11 protein-coding genes are annotated in these 19,727 nt (G+C 43.4%); 2 read left to right on the top strand and 9 right to left on the bottom strand.

What is annotated here, in order from left to right; translation table 11 throughout:
* Positions 1-54 precede the first annotated feature (54 nt).
* From DCC85_RS19065 to DCC85_RS19080, 4 genes are all read right to left on the bottom strand, one after another.
* Positions 55-1,419, bottom strand: a complete 1,365-nt coding sequence (locus DCC85_RS19065; protein WP_108466985.1) for a lanthionine synthetase C family protein — start codon at positions 1,417-1,419, stop codon at positions 55-57.
* The gene (locus DCC85_RS19070) at positions 1,416-3,143 is read right to left on the bottom strand and encodes an ABC transporter ATP-binding protein (protein WP_234414241.1); all 1,728 of its coding nucleotides are present in this window, start codon (positions 3,141-3,143) and stop codon (positions 1,416-1,418) included. The genes DCC85_RS19065 and DCC85_RS19070 overlap by 4 nt, the downstream gene beginning before the upstream one ends.
* A gap of 116 nt (positions 3,144-3,259) precedes the next feature.
* Positions 3,260-6,484, bottom strand: a complete 3,225-nt coding sequence (locus tag DCC85_RS19075) for a lantibiotic dehydratase (RefSeq protein WP_108466987.1) — start codon at positions 6,482-6,484, stop codon at positions 3,260-3,262.
* A 325-nt stretch (positions 6,485-6,809) separates the two neighbouring features.
* Positions 6,810-7,226: a MerR family transcriptional regulator gene (locus DCC85_RS19080; protein WP_108466988.1), complete on the bottom strand. Its 417-nt coding sequence runs from the start codon at positions 7,224-7,226 to the stop codon at positions 6,810-6,812.
* Between the two features lie 225 nt (positions 7,227-7,451).
* Here DCC85_RS19080 and DCC85_RS19085 point away from each other — a divergent pair, with 225 nt between their 5' ends.
* A complete protein-coding gene (locus tag DCC85_RS19085; protein WP_108466989.1) occupies positions 7,452-8,492 on the top strand; it encodes an NAD(P)-dependent alcohol dehydrogenase in 1,041 nt (346 codons plus the stop codon).
* A gap of 170 nt (positions 8,493-8,662) precedes the next feature.
* Here DCC85_RS19085 and DCC85_RS19090 read toward each other — a convergent pair whose 3' ends face one another.
* Positions 8,663-11,581 (bottom strand): AAA domain-containing protein, encoded by a 2,919-nt coding sequence (locus DCC85_RS19090; RefSeq protein WP_108466990.1) that lies wholly within the window; start codon positions 11,579-11,581, stop codon positions 8,663-8,665.
* Between the two features lie 453 nt (positions 11,582-12,034).
* Here DCC85_RS19090 and DCC85_RS19095 point away from each other — a divergent pair.
* Positions 12,035-13,155 (top strand): IS3 family transposase gene (locus tag DCC85_RS19095; RefSeq protein WP_108466991.1). Its coding sequence is split into 2 segments (ribosomal slippage): positions 12,035-12,284 and positions 12,284-13,155, totalling 1,122 coding nucleotides; the frame shifts between segments, so codons are not numbered across the junction.
* Between the two features lies 1 nt (position 13,156).
* Here the strand turns inward: DCC85_RS19095 and DCC85_RS19100 are convergent.
* From DCC85_RS19100 to DCC85_RS19115, 4 genes are all read right to left on the bottom strand, one after another.
* A complete protein-coding gene (locus DCC85_RS19100) occupies positions 13,157-13,444 on the bottom strand; it encodes a hypothetical protein (protein WP_108466992.1) in 288 nt (95 codons plus the stop codon).
* Positions 13,445-13,823: 379 nt separating this feature from the next.
* The gene (locus DCC85_RS19105) at positions 13,824-14,294 is read right to left on the bottom strand and encodes a hypothetical protein (RefSeq protein WP_108467967.1); all 471 of its coding nucleotides are present in this window, start codon (positions 14,292-14,294) and stop codon (positions 13,824-13,826) included.
* A gap of 19 nt (positions 14,295-14,313) precedes the next feature.
* The gene (locus DCC85_RS19110) at positions 14,314-16,491 is read right to left on the bottom strand and encodes an EndoU domain-containing protein (protein WP_159081929.1); all 2,178 of its coding nucleotides are present in this window, start codon (positions 16,489-16,491) and stop codon (positions 14,314-14,316) included.
* 462 nt (positions 16,492-16,953) lie between these two features.
* Positions 16,954-19,389 carry a transglutaminase domain-containing protein gene (locus DCC85_RS19115; protein ID WP_108466994.1) on the bottom strand — a complete coding sequence of 812 codons (2,436 nt, stop codon included), beginning with the start codon at positions 19,387-19,389 and terminating at the stop codon, positions 16,954-16,956.
* Positions 19,390-19,727 lie beyond the last annotated feature (338 nt).

The raw sequence follows: 19,727 nt of genomic DNA on the forward strand, positions 1-19,727 counted from the left end.
TCATCTACACTTTCATCTTAACATATAATTCTATTTTTACAATATATTTCTATTTTATTTTATAAGAAAAATAGAGTCCCATGCCATTTCGCTCTCAAATACAGTATCCAATAGTGCTAGACTGATTCCTGCCAAACCTTCCAAAAGTCCTGGTTTGCTTAATTCCACCAACTGTCCATCCACGGGAACGACATCTAAATATCTAAATGGGGCATTGGGCTGATACGAATCAAGAATACGTTGAATAAGCCGGTTGCGTTCTCGCCGCAAGTCCTCGTGTCCGCTCTCTTTCCACATCCGACTCGTAATTTGCAGCAGTCCACTCCACCCATGGCAAAATATTGGAGAGAACAGATTCCACTCTTGTTCGGGTCTTTTAAAAGTCGCAAGCATTGCGGCTAATGCTGTATCTTTCCATTCTTGTTGATCTACCGCAGTACCGGCTAGCCATAGTGACCTTGCGACACCGGGTGAACCATAACACCAGGCTTCTCGGCTTTTGGGCTCCCTCAAGAATGTCCCGGCTATCTGTTCTTCCCAGCTGATACAAGCAGGCCACATAAGCCCGTATTTATCCTCCCTAGCCCATTGAATAAGCCAATGGGCAACCGTATCGATCGCTTCATCTTGCCCCTCAACAGCTATGCCTTGTTCATAAGAAATCGACAGGAAAGCCAATACTCCAGGAATTCCGTGGCTCAATCCGCAATTAAACAGGCCGTTAGGATATAACTCACGCTCATGTTGATGGATGAGAAAGCGGGAAGGAATATGCCATCCTGGTACAAGCTGACCGTCTACAATTTTAGGCTGGGCAACAAGCACACAGTATTTCAATATATCTTCTACGGCCTCTCTAATTCTGGGATGGTCTATGAAGTTTAACAAACAACGCCCCATGCCGCTCCACCCCTGGATCACATCATAGTGAAACATATCAACTCCGGTTGATATGGCTTCTACAGCAGCCTTCAGCTGCGGTTTATAATAATCCGCAAACAAATCCAGCATCTGGTCTATAAAATGTGTATACCGGGTACGATCACGCGATAAAGCTAGCGCCCCCATAAGGATCCCCGATAGCCCGCCCCATAAAGAAAGCTGCTGAATGCCTTCCTTGTCGATTCCAGCCTTCATATCCAGCATATATTGGTGTCCTATCTCGTCATAACCCTGATCGGGATCCATGCGATCCAACTGTCCAAACAATATACAAAGACCCGGCAATCCATGAGACAGGCTCAAGTCTCCCCAGGAGACTCCTAACAAGGAGTGCAACTCCGTCTTCTCTGCCTCCTGTAACACCCTTTCCCGGACGTATTCACGGTCTCTAAGTACAGCGGCTGCTTCAATCACCTCGGACAGCACTTTCTCCTTCAGCGCGTCTTCTTCTAAACCGATCAGATCTACTTTTGTCATATTTCCACCACCTTTTCATTATCTAGATAAGCCGAAGCCTGCATGGTATACAATTCGTGATATAGACCTCTCATCGCCATTAACTCGTAATGACTGCCGTACTCCACAATTCTTCCTTCATCCATAACAGCGATTTTATCTGCGTACCGAACAGACGAGAAACGATGGGATATAAATATGCCCATCCGGTCTGCCACAAGCTCTCTAAACATTTGGAAAACTTCATACTCTGCTTCCGGGTCCAAAAACGCGCTAGGTTCATCCAAAATGTAAAGATCGGCATTTCGGATATAAGCCCTGGCGATGGCAACCCGCTGCCACTGCCCTCCAGAGAGCTGATGTCCTTCCTCAAACCACTTGCCCATTTGCGTATCCAGCCCTTGAGGAAGCCGGTTAACCAAAGGTAAAATCCCAGCTTTCCTTGCAGCCTCCATAAGCTCTTCGTCATGATCTACCTGTTGAACCTCACCAAACCCAATGTTATGCCTCATAGGCATTTCATAATGTACAAAATCCTGAAAAACCACACCGATCTTCCGCAATAGCTGGGTTTGATCCAAGTTCCGAGCAGGGTATCCATTAATGAGAATTTCCCCGGCATAATCTTGGTACAGTTGAGTGAGTAATTTCACCAAAGTCGACTTGCCCGAGCCATTTTTGCCGACCAAGGCCAGCGTCTCTCCTTGGTTCAGCTGAAGACTGATCTCTTGAACAGCATTTCTGGAGCTTTTGGGGTACTTAAAACTAACTCCTTTAAGCTCTAACTGTTTTATTCTGTAATTCCAAGGATCTCCCGTTTCCAGACGGCTGCCTGTGTTCTCCACCTTCAAGTCCAGAAATGCAAATAGCTGTTGCATATATAGGTTGTGTTGGCAGAGCGATAGTAAGTGCTGAAGCACTCCCTGGGAAGAGGATTGTGTATTGCTTACAGCCTGCACCATGGCTACAAGACTGCCGATCATGATTTCTCCGGTATAAGCAGACCATAACACGAGGAGGATAACGGAACTGATCACCGCAAGATTAAGCAGCTGAAAAGCGCTGGAAAGCGAAAACCTTCGAAGCGCCAGCTTCTTATCTTCAGCAAAAAACTGCCGGTATATTGCCTGATAGTGACCCAGCAAATAATTGCCCAGATTGTACAGTTTGATTTCTTTGAAGCTAGCATCTTTAGTTAATAAGAAAGATAGATACCAGGATTCCCGCATTTTGGGGGCCCGCTTGAAATGAACGTCAAACTCGCGCTGGCCTAATTTTAAATAGGAGACAAATGAAGCTACAGGCAGCAGGATCAATATCACTGCCACCCACCACCGCCAGACTAATAAGATAGCTGCAGTAGAAATGAGCGTAACCGTCCCGCTAATTAGAGAGAGAATCGTCATAAATATCTGGTAAGGCCGGCTATTCGCTTCGCTTTGCGCCCTAGTTAGCTGGTCTTGAACTTCAGCATCTTCAAATGTCGCCAGGGACAGCTTTATAGATTTCTCCATAATTTTGATATTCACTTCATTGGAGAGCATGGTTTCAAACAAATGATGAAAATAGTTATCCGTATAGCCTAAAAGCTCGTTGAATAAGGTAATGGCCACCAGCCAGATAAAGGAGGTGATAACACCTTCAAAGACGCCATTACCATGTGCGATAATCACACTGTTGATCAGGTTCTGGGTCGCCAGCAGCAACGCAGCGGGAATGAGGCCCTTTACCACATTTAAGATCAAAATGGTAAGGAAGTAGAAGTGGTGGGTCTCCCATAGTATTTTAAAAACACGTGGAAGTAACTTAAAGGAGCGAATAATATTGATTACTTTAAAATGAAGAACCTCTTCCCTGGCTGTCATGACTTCACACCTCGTATCTGCGCTAAGTTCCTCATGGTGTGTCTAACCAGGGTCAAAATCCGCCATTCTCTAGCCCGGTCTGTTCCAATCAACCGGTTTAAATGCATGTGAATGATACTTCTTACTAAGTGCTGCGGATGATTCCGCAAGTCTCCCTGCAAGCCGATCCTCCGCACCTGTTCAGCATACTCCCGAATCGAAGCGCGCCTTCCCTCAAGCGACTGCATGACCAGAGGGCGGTCGGTATTGTCCGAAGCCTTGAATAGACCAGGTTCAGTCCAGCTTAGCAGCCTAGTACGGTATTTACGGTATAAATCCAAATGTTCCTTATGATCTGCCCCGGGGATAAGCCAATCCATAGAATCAGATAACACATAGCTGAATTGCTCCAAAATATCCATCACACTCACGATGCCAAAGAAGTCATAATCCATCTCGAGCAAACCTGACTGCTTGTTCCGAATCCACTCCGTAACCATAAGACTATCCTGGCTAAATACGCTCTCGGCCGCCGAAATAAGCGCCCTACCTCCGTATCTCTCAATTTCAGGATCATAGCTATCAATAACCATCCGCGATAGTAAGCCTTCCTGCTGAAGGCTTCTCGCCCACTGATAGAGCTTGGGAATCCCCTTCTGGACTAACCCCGCAGAACTCCCGTGAAATCTAATCCGCAAATGTGAGCCCTCATCATAGTAACGAATAAAGAAAAATTGGTCTGTCCATCCCTCTTGCAAGGACTCTCTAACAAAATTGTACAGTGGACCCGCAATAAGCTCTTCTTGCCGCTGACTAAAACCATACAATTTGACATACAGCCAGTCACTACCTGGAAGCTGCAGACGCTCTGCCCTTGGAATATAATCATGCTTAACAAGGGGAACGGAAGAACCCGAACCTTGGGCTGAAGCTTTAGATCTGACCAGCGGCACTACGAACTCTGTCATATATCTGCCTTCGGGGCCTGTACAGCAGTGATCTTCCGGGTGCATTCCGGTTTCTGTTAAGCGAATCAACTCACCAGGCTGCAACCGTTCATATTCCTGGCGAATTAAATCCACATGGAGGATCTGATCCAGATTTAGCAGCAGACGATGATCCTCTTCTCTCAAAAAGACGTACTGAGGGATATTCATTCTCTTCCGCCAGGCTGTGAAACTATGCATCCACTCTTCGAGTGACATCCTCTCATCCACTTCAAGGGTACTGTGATTAAGCCTCCATTCAGCCGGGAGCAGCACTACGCGCCCTACGCGAAAGCGCGGGACAAACGGGAGAGTCTCCTTGCTGGTCCAGTGGAGGGGAGACCATCTTCGTTTGCCTTCAAAGGCCAGATCCGCTAGAAACCGGTATAGGTTAGGAGCTTTAGTCCAGTCAAGCATGTTGTTAATATGAGGTATAATTCGTTTGCCTAGTGACTTCGATTTCAGATAAAAGCAATTATCATGGCAGCCTACCAAAATATCCGTAACGGCAAGGGTATGTTTCTCAGACTTTGAAGAATGCGTACCTATGGCCAATTCATAGAACGAGTTATTTTCACTGATGACTAAATTTGCGGAACGTCCAGCTGAAGGCAAATAAACAAGCTCTACCCAGATTTCATCCTCGCTAAGCCTCTTTTCCTCTTCATGTAATCGCTTAAGCTTGTCTTTCATAGGCTCGTCCATCATATGCATGAAACGTCCGAACGTCTTTCCTGCTCCCAGGGAGCCAGGATTAGCGGCAAGAGTAAGTTGATAATCCCCTTGATCCACAGCAGAGCTAGAGGCAGCAAATAGGTTAAAATAGAGCTCCATGGAGGTAGGCAGTTCGTGTTCTTGGAGTTCCGCTTCCTGAAGCTGATGGATCTTCTCCTCTGTCAGCTCAATCTCCATACCGTTTTCCCTAATCGCATGTTGAATCCACTCTTCCACTAAGACATCCCTTTTTTTATGAAAAATCTCTGGTTTCTGTCCCAGTGTTCGACTGGAAGGGGGATATAAATAAGTTGCTGGCGCTCCCAACCCTAAATCAGGATCCAACAATTCCACTAATGGAATTTCCTGATCGACCCCATAATGCTCCATAAAATCATTAAGATACGATTGTATATGAATGGACCCCGTCATAGTAGGTGATAGTCTCCATAGAACATCTGCCGTACGTTCAATTTCCATTTGAACGGAGTTGTGGATGTGAAGAGGTTGACCAGCCAAAGACAAATCTACTTGCAGGAGATCCTTGGTTTCATGGATTTGCTTCATGAATTGCTGCATGTTTCTCAGCTCGGTCTCCCCTTCTCCGATCGGCAACCCGTTATAGTCCTGCAGCATCTTGTAAAGCATATCTAATGCATCCTTAATATCTTCTATCCCGTTAATTTTCCCGAGCTCTTGCAAGAAGTAAGAGAAAGGCTCTGTATTCATTAATGGAGGCCGCAGCGAAGTCATTAAGAATTCCTGGCGAATGAGCTCTTTTAAAAATGGCTTAATCACTTCACGGTCAGTATCAGGATATTGATTGTAAACCCAATCTACTAATTCATGAAAAGGAAGAGGTGTTTGAGCTTTATCTAATACGTCTTCAACAACCGGAGTCCAGCGTATCGTCACAGAATCGTTCTGAAATGATTTTCCTACTTTTAAATTTTGTCCATACCCTGTATGATAAGGATTTTTCAATCTGCTCCCCATTCTGTAAACCGAGGTGTTGCTTTGAACCGTAATGGCGCCGATCACCCGGTCATCCTTTTCCAGATCACTCATTAATTTCAGTAACCATTCCATATCGGGACGTGTGTATTTCTTGTAGCTTCCTAAAGGTTCTAGAACCAACTGGGTATGATCAGTAAAGGTGCCATAATCAAGACCTGACAGCAATCCAAAAGGGGTTGGACGGGTTGTTATGCGTATCAGATAACGAATTAAACTGCGAACTCGCTGCATGCTCTTCTTATGGCTGAAAGAGAAATCAAAATTGTCGAGGGAAGCTAGCAGACTGGGGCTTGAGACCGCAATCGCTTCCCGAATGATGGGATGAAGCGCATTTTTCACAAGGTAACTAGCACGAGCCTGATACTCATTTAGAGTACGATCCTGCTTTCTTTCTTCCTGACTAGAGAAAAAAGCATCGTAGAAATCGAGCGGTAATAAAGGAGTACGAAACATGAAAAAGTCTGTTGTTTTGAAAGAATAGGACGCTTGTACTCTTTCTAGTGTCATTAGACTTGAATCCGGCATTTCTACCACTCCTTAATGATGAAGTAATATGGGCGCTAAATCGAAATGAATTGTCAATAAAACCATTTTTAATCCAATATATGGGTATATGATAACATAAAAAATAGAGTATAGCATATTTAATTGGTTTATATAGGATAAAATACCACTTCAACCAATCCAGCGTGCGCCATCGCGGTTAGCAATCGTCAGATTATACGAACATCGTGTTTAGAACTGGCCTGATAATAGAAATAGCGGCAGCCACTGGACCAAACTTAAAGTCCTAGGCTCCCGCTGTTTTAACAAACCCACCTGTCATTTATAAACTACAGGCGGGTTTCTGCTATTTCGTAAAGGCACTCGCTATTTTGTGATTCTTATGAATATCCTCCGTCCCGGCATCCAATGCAGTCCTATAATATGAGCATTTATGTTCAATGACTTCCATGGTCTTTTTCAGTTCTTCCATCTGTGCTTCTACAGTGGCTTTGCGCTCCATGAACATGTCATATCTTTGCTGCAATGTAGCATCTCCCTCAGAACACCAATCAATGAAATTTTTAATTTCCTTGATCGGCATCCCAGTACATTTCAAACATTCAATGACTTTTAAAGCCTCAATATCAGATTCCTTAAATGATCTAGTTCCGCTGGGTGTCCGTTCTACAAAGGGCATAAGCCCCTCCTTGTCGTAGTAACGCAAAGTATATGGGGTAAGATTCAATTCCTTGGCAACTTCGCTGATAGAATAGCTCTTCATTCCGCATCTCCTATTCATCATGATATAGACTTCGAGTTAACTCTAAAACATAAAGGGACTTTATCATGCAACTTGTTGAATGTCAAAATCAGCATCTTTCTAATCAAGGAGCTTCCCAAGAAAATAAAATCTACGGCTTGACTTAGAGTTAACTGTAAGGATTAACATGGATTTGCAAAGAGCAACAAGTAGGGCTAGAAAGTAGAAATTTTAGGAGGTTTTATGATGATCACTGCAAAAGCACGAGCTGTCGATGGTCCAGACCAACCGTTTCGCACGGCTGAAATTAAACGACGGGATCTGGATTCCCACGACGTCCTAATTGAAATTAAGTATGCCGGCATATGCCATTCCGATATTCACACAGCCCATGGAGAATGGGGTCCGGTAAACTACCCGCTGGTACCAGGACATGAGATCGCAGGAATTATCACAGCTGTGGGACCAGAAGTTACAAAGTACAAAGTCGGTGACCGAGTTGGGGTTGGCTGTATGGTTGATTCCTGCGGCGAATGTGAGAACTGCCGTAAAGGCGAAGAGCAATACTGTCTCAAAGGAAATATCCCTACTTACGCTGGTGTAGACAAATACGGTGAGCCAACCCAAGGTGGATATTCTACTCACATTGTCGTAACCGAAGGTTTTGTCGTTAGAATTCCAGACAACATTGAGCTTGATGCAGCTGCTCCATTACTGTGCGCAGGGATTACGACCTATTCGCCGTTAAACCACTGGGGAGCGGGTCCAGGTAAAAAAGTAGCGGTTGTGGGAATGGGCGGTCTTGGCCATATGGCGGTCCAAATTGCACATGCTATGGGAGCCGAGGTGACCGTTCTCTCACAATCCTTGAAGAAAAAAGAGGATGGGCTACAGTTAGGCGCAGACAACTACTATGCCACAAGCGATCCAGAAACATTTGAAAAGCTTGCCGGGCACTTTGATCTGATCATTAACACGGTAAGTGCAAGTATCGATATGGATGCTTATTTCTCCCTGCTCACGCTGGATGGAACTTTAGTGAACGTTGGTGCCCCTGGGGAGCCGCTGTCAGTCAATGTGATGTCCCTCATAGGACATCGCCGTTCGTTTGCCGGTTCCATGATTGGAGGCATTCGCGAGACACAGGAAATGCTGGATTTCTGTGCAGAGCACAGCATCGTGCCTAAGATCGAAGTCATAACGGCCGACCAGATTGACGAAGCCTACAAGCGCGTACTAGCTTCAGATGTGAAGTATAGATTCGTAATTGACATTAGTACAATGTAAGTTGCGTAAAGAGACGGAGAATTATCGGGTACCTATTTCCATCTCTCCTTAAAAAAGAGGGCAATCCGTTGATCTGGATTGCCCTCTCCATATTCATACCTTTCCCTGAGCTACTCCCTTTGCTCACTCACTCTAACCCTTCATAAACGATTAGACATTACTGAATAATATCAAATTACATTCCCCACCACATTCTTCCTTAACAATCCGCTGGCCGTGCTTACACTTGTGCTCAAGCATCCCAGATCCCCAAATGCAAAAAAGTGATCTTTGGCCCGGGAGACCGCCACATTCATCAGACTCTTGTTTGCATCCATAAAATAGCACCCATCCCCACTGCCATACACCGTGGATAGAATGATCAGGTTCCGCTCTGCGCCTTGAAAAGTATGAACCGTTCCAACACTCACTTTGAAGAGCAATTCCGGAGCCCTCCTTCTCATCTCGGCGCGAATGCAGCTAACCTGTGCCTTGAAGGGAGTGATGATGCCCACAAGATTATTTTCTTTTTCGGACGGATAAGCGGCTTGGATTTGATCAAAGTTTTCGATGAGCCACTCCACAATTCGTGCGGCTTCCGGGCGGTTGTATCTGCTTGATCCTTGTTTGCTCGATTTCGTGCTGCCGATCTGGTGGTGGCCCATCTGCGGCCAGTGTGCTAGCGCTCGTCCAGTCTTTTCGCTGCCTTTGCCTCGTTTGGGCTCCAGCTTCCCCTTATATACTAACTTGTTACAGTACTCAATAATTTCGTCATAGCAGCGACGATGTTCGGAGAGGAACAATCCTCTTTGCTCATATTTCTCATAGTTACAGCTCTTAGTGGCAACCTTCATCACACTGGAGTCGAAGCTTGTTAACCCGCTCTGTTCCAGACGCTCATATTCATCCAGTGAACCGATCGCGCCATGACTCCAAGCAAGGGCTTTATCCAGCGCCCTATTCAGACTCCACACCGGCTCGATCTGATGCACGTCCCCAACGACAATGGCCTTCTTCGCAAGAGAAAAAGCGCCAGCCGCAATCTCAGGAGAGACTTGGCCTGCTTCATCCACGATTAACAAGTCAATAAAGTTGAAAAGATGGGACTTCTTCTGCTCACCATAAGCGGCAAATTGTCCTGGAAGCACAAAAAACGTCATTACAAGACAAGGTGTGATCATCGCCAGCCGGCTATAGAACTTTTCTAATACATTTTTATGGGTTGTGCCTGTTTGCTTCGCAGTCAAAGCATCTTCTCCACTAGCCCACCTACACTCGTAATAATGGACGGCTAGCCAGAACTCCATGTAACGGATTTTCCGATCCAAAATTTCATTCATCCTGTCACTCGTCATTTCGTATGTGGCTGCCAATTCATCATGTAATATGACACCGTGTTGTTGTAACACAGCCAATTCATTATCATACTTGGTTATCCACTGCTCTACCTGGTCCTTAAGCTTCTTCAGGTCCGCCAGTTTCCGGTTAACATCCTGGTAACGAAGACTGTAGGCTTCCTTGATGTCTTTGTATTTCATATTTTCATTTAAAAAGTCCAATTCGTCCTCATTCATCCACAGCCGGACCTCCGTCCGTACTCGCTTGGAAAACCATCTCAAAACAAACGGGATCCTGCGAAAACATTCCCGCCATTCCTCAAGCCTCATGCCTATAGCCTGAATAGAAGCTGTCAACTGCTCAATCTCTTTTTCCAGATAGGCTAAATAGGCATCTACAGCCCTCCCCTGCAGATCGAATTGGCCCGCTTCTACATATAAATTAAGCAGACTATTTCTGCGATTGTCGAAAAACTTTAATTCCTCATGCAGCTTCGCCTGACAATCACTAAGACTCGTATAATGGGTACCAAAATACTGATTGCAGCTTTGCAGCATTTTAGTTACAGAGTTCTCCAGATTATTCTGCGCTTCAATATCACTGACAAAATGGTGCCCTCTCGAATTTGTAAACTGATATCCCTGATCACGGGCTTCCTTCACTTTGGTACTGGATGGGAAATAAGTTGCGAAACTGTGCACGCCTTCGATCCAGCGTTCCTCCAGATTCGAGATGCCTACTTTAGGAATATTTCCAAAAGAAGCGATAATGTTCGTTACCGCCTGATTATTCGTTGAAGTCGCCACGATTAGAGGTGCTTTCTCGGTGGCCAGCGCTCTCTTCACATACATATCCGCCACGACAGATTGCAAAAGAGTGGTTTTTCCCGTTCCCGGTGGACCATTCACGGCCAGGATCTCACCTTCTTGAAGGAGGTTCATATGATGAATGGCTTCCCTTTGGGATGGAGATAAAGGATACTCGCCCCCCATTTGCCCATGGTGAAGGCGCATATTGTCCACACTATTCGGGACCAAGGGACGCAAGCTGGCGGGCTCTATAGACATGAACTGTTCATATAACGGTTTTGGATCTTTATTCTGAAGCAGCTCATTGTACAGATCCATAATTTGTCTTGTGGTGTTCACCGTCGGATCGAGCACAAGGTATACTTTCTGCTCCAGTTCAACGGGCGAATCCCCATCCTCCATGTTAGGAAGCGCATTATCTTCAAATCCGACCTTCGTTACCGACTCATAGAAATCTCTTAAATACGCCGCATAATCAGACCAAGTCTTTATTTGTTCCTTCTGATCCACATGGCTGCTGATGAATTGATCCACCTCATCTACATACCCAATAGACAATTTAGGTTCGACCATAGGTTGCAGGTATTCTCGCGGGAACCATGGGAGCTTGTTATTCTCATCATCAAACGCCAGTTTCCCACTTTTGTAGAGGATGGCCGGAATAAAATAAACACCCGTTAACTCATCCACTTCGTCCTGTGTTTTGACAAAATCTTTGTAATTGGTTTTGACCGTCTTGGCACTGATCACTACATTCAGTTTCTCTTGAGACTTTTGTCCTTTATTCTTCTTGCTAGCTTCAGCAAAGATCTTCGCACTCGTCTCCGTTGATATCTGACCGTCCACTAAAATACTTGGATCCAGTATATGAAACGATTCATTTTTAAAATCAATTCCCAAGTGCAAGGCCCCCGCGATTGCACTTCGAAAATACTGCGTCATAGCTTTATGTTCTTTATTCATTGGATTCTTCTAAGTCTTATGTAAGTGTTCCTGTTCATTTTAAATCCTACCATATCTTGGGTTATGGTACGTGGAGAAATTATACCTACTCTTGACACGAACAGAGGCATTGAAAGATTGGAGAGGACTCTATAGATGAAAATAAGCTTTTTTTGTTAATATAAGGGGATTATTTATATGGGGATTACACACAGGTATATTAGTTGGATGAGGGTCATTTGGTACTTGGTGGTAGCCCGTGATGATATTTCAGTATTCTTGATAATTTATTTGACCTAAGTAATTTAGTATTCAAATCACTTATTTGTTGTAACAATTTTAATGTGCTATTGTTAATCTCATTATTAAACTCTACATAGTCAATAAATGTTTCTGGATCGTCTACACTTAGTTGGACAGAAAAAATAAGGGCTAGTAGAATGAAAACAACACTATGAGGAGCGGATCTCTACAATGCCAAAACAACAACGTCGAACCTTCACCTCTGAATTTAAAAAGCAAATGGTTCAACTCTATGAAAACGGGAAATCCAGAGTAGCTATTGTGGAGGAATATGGCCTCACAGCTTCAGCTTTAGATCGCTGGATCAAGCAAGCCCAGACGTCAGGTTCCTTCAAGGAAAAAGACAATCGTTGGTCAGATGAAAACGAACTGGTGGCCTTGCGAAAAGAGAACCAGCGTTTGAAGATGGAGGTCGATATTTTAAAGCAAGCCGCGCTGATCATGGGACGAAAGTAGCTATCATCCAGAACAATCGTGATAAATACTCGGTATCAGCAATGTGTGACGTCCTGCAAATCGCAAGAAGCACCTTTTACTATGAAGCGAAAGAACAACCGAATGAAGACGAGATCACAGAAGCTATTGTGGGTATCTTCCATAAAAACCGAAAAGCCTACGGTACCCGAAAGATCAAAACCAAACTTCAGGAACAAGGACTTATCGTGTCCAGACGCCGTATTGGCCGAATCATGAGCGAGCAGGGTCTGGTCTCAACCTATACCATTGCCCAGTTTAAACCCCACAAGACGTCCTGTAATGAGGCGGCAACGACGAATGTGTTAGATCGTGAGTTTGATCAGGCTGAAGCTAAGCGCTTCGTCGTTAGCGATTTGACGTATGTGAAGGCGGGGCACCGCTGGCACTACATTTGCGTCCTCATTGACCTATTCAATCGAGAGATCATTGGCCATAGTGCAGGTCCACATAAGGACGCTGTTCTGGTTTCGCGTGCCTTTGCTACGGTAGAAGGCGACCTAAGCAAAATCCAGTGGTTTCATACGGACCGTGGAAGTGAATTTAAAAACCAGAAGATGGATGAGCTACTGGAGACCTTTAGGATCGGTCGGTCGTTAAGCGCGAAGGGGTGTCCTTATGACAATGCTGTGGCAGAAGCTACCTACAAGGTCATGAAAACGGAGTTCATCCACCAGATGGATTTCCAGAGTCTTGATCACCTGCAGTTGGAATTATACGACTACGTCAACTGGTTTAACAAACATCGAATCCATGGATCACTGGGATACATGACGCCTGTTCAGTATCGCCAAGCAGCCCTTAAAAAAGCTGTCTGATTTAATGTTGACAATCCACTTTCGATGTTGATGAAGAATCCACATCCGAACAACTGATCTCCAAAATAGAATCGGAATCTCCAGTATCATTTGTTGAATCTAAATGATAACTTTGTACATTATTGAAAATAACCTTAATTTCTTTCATTTCATCTTCCTCGCCACTGTAATTTTTCTGTCTCCAATTACATAGATCAATAACGAGAACCAATTTCTCACTCTTAATATTAATATCTTCCATCAGGCTATCATGCAGATCGTATTCTTTAATAAAGGTATCTATCTTCATACCTACTCACCGTCCTTTGTTACAATATGAAAGGCTTTAGAACCTTTACCAACTTCGAAACCTCTCTTGCAGCTTTACTTCTTTCAATATTATCATCTAGTACTAACTTTCGTAGCTCTTCTCTAAGTTTATGGTTTAAAATTAAAGCGTTTAATGTGCGTACAACCGAGATGAAGTAATCTTTATACAGGTATTACAAAGGTTATATGTGTTATTTGTTGGATGATGGGTTCATTCGCACTGGGGGTGATCTATTTCATCTACCCGCCATACATATAGAGGATAAAAAAGACCACAACACGGGCGGCTAGCTCGCATTGTGGCATTGTTGGTTGTTTTGTACTAACTTATTGTTAAGGTTTAAATGGCTCTACACAATCTATTTTACAGATTCATTTTCTATACTCTTAACTTCTAACATTTTTTGTTCAATCCAATTCATAACCATTTCTGCCTCCTCTAGAGCAATCACTCCCCTCTCGCTTTTATATTTATAAGTTTCGTAAGCCCATAGTAATATAATTTTCACAAATTCAACTGTCTCTAATTTACAGATCGGTTCAATTTCATCTTCTTCCTCATCATAAAATGGATCTTCAATTATTGTATAGTCTTTATAAGATATAACGCTGGATGCATTTCCTCCATGTCTATATTCGGGTATATTTCCCCTTAATAAATCAACATAATTCTCAATATCCTTTTTCAAATCTTTAAATCTCCAAGGTATATCAGATCCTAAGGGATCACTTATCATACTGGCGAACTCTAGTGATTTTTCCTCGTCAAAATCCAATACAACCATATTAAATTCATCCATATATTTCAATTTATATTTATATTTTATCATCATTGAAGTACCCTCCAATTCAGTATATTGGATATGCTGAGATTATCTTATCATTTCTTAAAATAAACTCTATTTCCATTCCCGTGCTTGTTTTCCCTATATATTTGTTGTTTTTTATATTTACTTTATTATTAAAAGCTTCATTTACTGAATCTATTACCTGTTGTGGTGTCCATTCCTTTGGAAAAAATGTAGATTTAGGTCCTTTTAGTACTCCATTAATTTCAACATTGGCTTGATAGACACCAAACTCATTAGGTGGGTCAACATTCCCGACAATTTTACCGTTACTATTTGGCATCCCTTCATAATGAAAACCATTGGCATTCCCATTCTTGAGTATTTCACCATCAAAAATATGGTTTAATCCATTTTCTTTAGTTCCTTGTTTAAAGTTATCTGTGTTTTGTAGACTCCCGAGCCATTTCTCTTTCTCTATAACAGACTTGGGAATTTCACCCTTCCCCTCAATCCCCTGCCGTTCCTCATGAATCACTTTCCAAAAGTTCTTCTGCGTATCGTTCTGTTCAATCCGTATATCCGGTACCTTCGTATCCGGGATCGTCATATTAAATCCGTGCTCTGTCATGCCGACCGGCTGCTTTTTCAAAGTGTCGGCGATCTCAGGGAGCACCTTTTTCAGCTTCTGCATAGCACTGCTGGAGAGTTTGATTCCCGCTTTACCGGCGCTAAGGGCAACCAGAAAGACCTGAGCCACCTTCGTGACAGCCCTTCCGTACTCCACACACTGGGCGTAAGTCGCGTCCCCGTTCATGACCTTCCAGGACAAGCGATCCAGCGTCTTGAACGGCTCCTTATATTCCTCTGCCAGGCTCTCCCCTATGCTGTTCTTGATATCCTCAAAGCTAATCTCTCCGTTGCAGATCGCCTTCGCCAGCGTATAGGATTGCGGTACAAAATTGATGATCCCCGTCACGGTATCGACGGCATCGTCCCCGACCTGTCTGACGACCCCTTCGGCTACACCTACAGGCGTGAGCCAGCCTGCTTCTTTGGAATTCTCTACTAATTGTACTAGCTGCGCATCGATTTTTCCATCCGGCTGGGTGTTCCCGCTCAGCTGCTGATAGGTCTTCATCGCCTCTAGGAACTCCTCGTCATACTTGCCATTCACTTCTCCAAAATACAGTTCCTGTTTCTTTAAATACTCCTGTACTTTCTCAATATCCTCCGATGAAATCTCACGGTTGTACTCTTCAATTTGGCGCTCCCGCTCTTTACGTTCCTGGATCATCTTCTTAACTGCCGTCTCGATCTGGGGATAATTCGCCTCTGCCCAGCTGCGGTACTTCCCATCCAGCATGCCAATCTCAACAACAAGCACGAGCTCGCTCTCTTTGGGCATGGGCGACCCGTCTGTAAGCAGCGGGTTATACTTACAAGCTGTGCTCGGAGAGCCTTTAAAGTGTACTCTCAAGTCTACCCCCGGCCCATACCACTTGGAATCGACGCCGAGCCCGGCCAACAGGTTTCTTTGCCTTTCCGCCTCCGCACGAGCCTCATCCATATATCCCTGTCTCCCATACGCCTGGTAAACCCTGTAGGCTACCTGGCTTTTGGAGATTTCGCCAAAGGCTGCAGAGATCTTCTCCAGCTCTTCCCGTGCCCAAATCTGGTCCTTCTCTTCTCCCGTATGTAAAATGTCCAGCAAGGACGCGATCCGCTCATCTTCCTGGAAGGGCTTCAGCCTGCGCTCCAGCGAGAAATCCTTCGCTTGATTCACCAGCGCCTTAACCATATCCATCAGGGTGGGCGGATTCCTCAGCAGATTTATGTAGGTGTCCATCATTTGCTGACGCAGCTCACTTGCCCGCTCCGTAAGCTGGGTGAACGTCCACTTCATCACCCCGAATTTTGAGGAGAGGCTCTGCTTGGTTTTGGCCTTCGCTTCCGCCTCTGCCTTCCGGTACTGTTCTGCCGCCCACTTAAGGTCCGCTTCCTTCTTCTCCATGCTTCCAAACAGCTGATCCATGATCCGCTTCATCTCGCTGAGCAGCTGGTCCACTTGCCCCGCTGCCTGCCGGACATAGGCCTCCGAATAATCCTTACGCGTATTGTCCACCAGTCTCTGAATCTCCCGGTGCACCCCGATCGAATGGTTCTCCACGGCACTGCTCAGGGTCTTGAGCTGGCGGGATAGATCCATAACCTTGGCCGGGTCTACCTTTTGCTCCATATAAACCTCCTCATTCAAGGCTATATTTAATCCTTCATCCCTACTTATGTACATGCTCGATTTGCTTAAGGATAATTCTGTAAAAAACTCCGTTCTATGAGCATACTCCATTCCCTCGCAGCCAGAGAAGGTGCTTAGGTCTGTTTCCTTATGTGGCGAAGGAACTATTTTACAATTCAAAAAAGCTCTGTTCCGTAATAGTGCTTGGTACCTGTAGTAATAGCGGCATAAATCGGCTGATTCGTCGTAATCCACTCCCGCGCGTCTTTCTTTTCATTATGACAGGGGAAAGTGACTTCAGGTTCTCAGCGAATATCTGTTCTATGATGCACTAAAAACTAAACAACCTAAGCCCATGTGAAAATCGGACTCAGGTCGCTTAAGGTTGCTTTTTCAATTACGGGCCGAACTCTGTTCTTTCACTTCGATTCCATTATTGGTCTTCGTCACCCTACAACCTCTTTAATTCTCTAAAATAAGGTAACTTAGTAGCCCGCTTAATGTTGCATTCTTTAATTTGGCATTGGAAGATGCATAATAAACGTTTTGTATAACTTTAATAACATCATCTTCGTTTACATCATCACTTAATCGAACAATGAAGGTTTTCTCATTGCCTTTTAAAAATTTTAGAAGGTTATTTTTATATTCAGTCGGAGAATTAATCTCCAGCCCCTTCGTTCTGTAATAATCCAATGACTTGTCTTTACTAACAAATTGCTTCAACCCTTCATCTGTCCAATAATCTTTATCAAAGGTAAACTCCAGATCCTCTGCTGTTTCATCGTCAGAATTATATAATAAGTAACCGACGCCCGAGTTTGTTTCATTATTGGTTGAATCGACATTGTACCACTTCCCATTGATCTTCACCTTATTCCACGCATGCGGTACGCCTCCAAGGTAACCTGTTACGACGATGCTATCTAAGCCTGCTAAATCACTAAGCAGCTTGTAGGTTGCCGCGTAGCTAGCACATACTCCAATTTTGTTTACCATGATTCCATAGGCCGTAAAAGAATCATTAAATTTTTTATCAATCGTCTTAAAATTGTTTTTCTCGGCATTTTCCAAAGCTGCGTCATCATATTTTGCATGATCATTTAAATAATCATATATCGCTTGTTGCTTTTCGGCATCACTCATATCATTTGTAATAATCTGCGAGAGGATTTTGCGCGCTTCTTGCATGATTTCTTTTTGTTGCTTGGCAATATTATCTTTACTCTCGCTATAACTAATAAATAGAGTGGATTTTTTAAAATCGAAGCCATAATTCTCAACATCTAATATTAATGGATTTTGGTATTTTACTTTGAGTAAGGTATCCGCTAAAAAGTCGATATTTAGGGCCTCTGGGAATGCCTTCAATGAAATCTCTTGGTTTGCGGCAATTAAATTTAAGGCCAAGTACTCTTCTAATGCAGAATCTGCATTGATTTTATAATCATTAGCCGCTTCTGTTAGAGGAACATATTCTTTATTGCCCTCATCCAGCTGCTCCCGTGTATTTGCTTTCTGATGTTCAATCAAATCATCATTATGACTTGTTGAATTATCGACAATAGAAGGGTCGGGAGCGTACTCCATGACGTTTTCCGGCTCAAGTAGACCTCCATTGCTGTGATCTCTAGTATCCTGCTTATCTATAAAGGCACTCCATTTTTGTTTATCAAATGAGTATACTGTGGTTGTACCGCTAATCGCTGTTCCTTTCACTTTATAAGGAATTAGTGCAAAGCCATCTTTGTCATATTCAATATGATTTTCATAAATTAGATCCCGCTCCAAAATCGTTGTATTATCTATTGCATACAATTTGATTTTTTTAGGTAACTCATCAATGGTTTGAAATCCTGAGTAATATAGTTCGTGCAACTCTTCCATACCAATTACCAGGGTTTTAGATAAATGAAATGTGCTAACTGCAGGGCTGAAATTTGATTCATTTCCATTTTCATCAACAGCCGTTACATAGAACTCTCCTTCGACCATCCTATTTTGTGCGATCGTTGCCTTTCGTCTGGAACCATGCGGGTTCCGATCTCCATATAACAATCCTTGATTTCCATCTGATGCAAAGTCTTGAAATTCCGTATCGGTAACCGTGCCAATTAAATAGGGATATGTATGTTTAAAACCTTCCTCCGCCCCACTGATTTTTTCGGCATTATGCATGGACATTACATTATAAACATTATACTTCTTAGCACCTTTTACCTTGTTCCATACCAGTTTAAATCTTCCATCAGCATCAATTTGATAGGCAGCATTCGGTGATGGTAGTGGAGATTTGATTGTAAAAGGTATAATTATCGGTTTTTTCAATTTTGTCGGTGTTTTTGCATCTAAGTCATAACGGATACAAATATAATACATAGGGGCGTTTCCCCAAGAGTTTTCTGTATCCCTAGTAGAATCAAAAGAGGTTAATACCGGCTTGAATGCACTTAGGGTTAACACACTTTGACTAGTATTAGTGTCTTCAACTGCTTCGAGTGTAGATACTTCACTTTCATATAAACACCTTGGGTCTGTATGTACAGTTGCGATACTTTTCTTAAATCTAACAGCATCATCTTGTCTAAACCGTTCGGCAATTTCCTTATCGCTATGAGCGAAGGCATGTGTAGAATATAAATTTGAGTTGAATTTTATTTTAAAAACTTGATTGTAATTCACGTTGTACATCGGTGATAAGTATTGCGTTTCCTCTTCTCCGTTATACTTCTTTTTTAGATCTGACACCGTTGTATGTGTTGTATGCGTTGTAAGGGCAGGTGACTTTTCTTCTGTTTTTGATACTTTTTGATCCTTTTTCTGGTCCTCCACACTATTTCCTTCACAACCCGATAATATAAAAGCAATTACTAAGACTAGAGACAGTATTCTTTTCAAAATTTTTCGCTCCTTTGAGTGATAATAAAGCAATATATCGTTAGGAATCCGGCAAACTCTATTTAGAGATTCACCACACGACTAATTCCGAATATAAGCTTAGTAACCGTGATCAAATTCTAAGTCATATATATATGCCCAATTAATAAGGGCCATTCTAGATAAACATCCTCATACTTAAAAACAGCTCCTCTCAACTACCTAGCAGCGCTCTTAGTATTATTGGCTTGGCACCTTGCTATCCCCGCTAATGACTTCAAGCTCTTCAATAACCAAATGCTTCATTAAAGCAGGCATCGATCAGCTATATTTGTCCCCCATCCAAACTTATGTACATG

The organism is Paenibacillus sp. CAA11 (genome assembly GCF_003060825.1).
In the GTDB taxonomy this organism is placed as follows: domain Bacteria; phylum Bacillota; class Bacilli; order Paenibacillales; family Paenibacillaceae; genus Fontibacillus.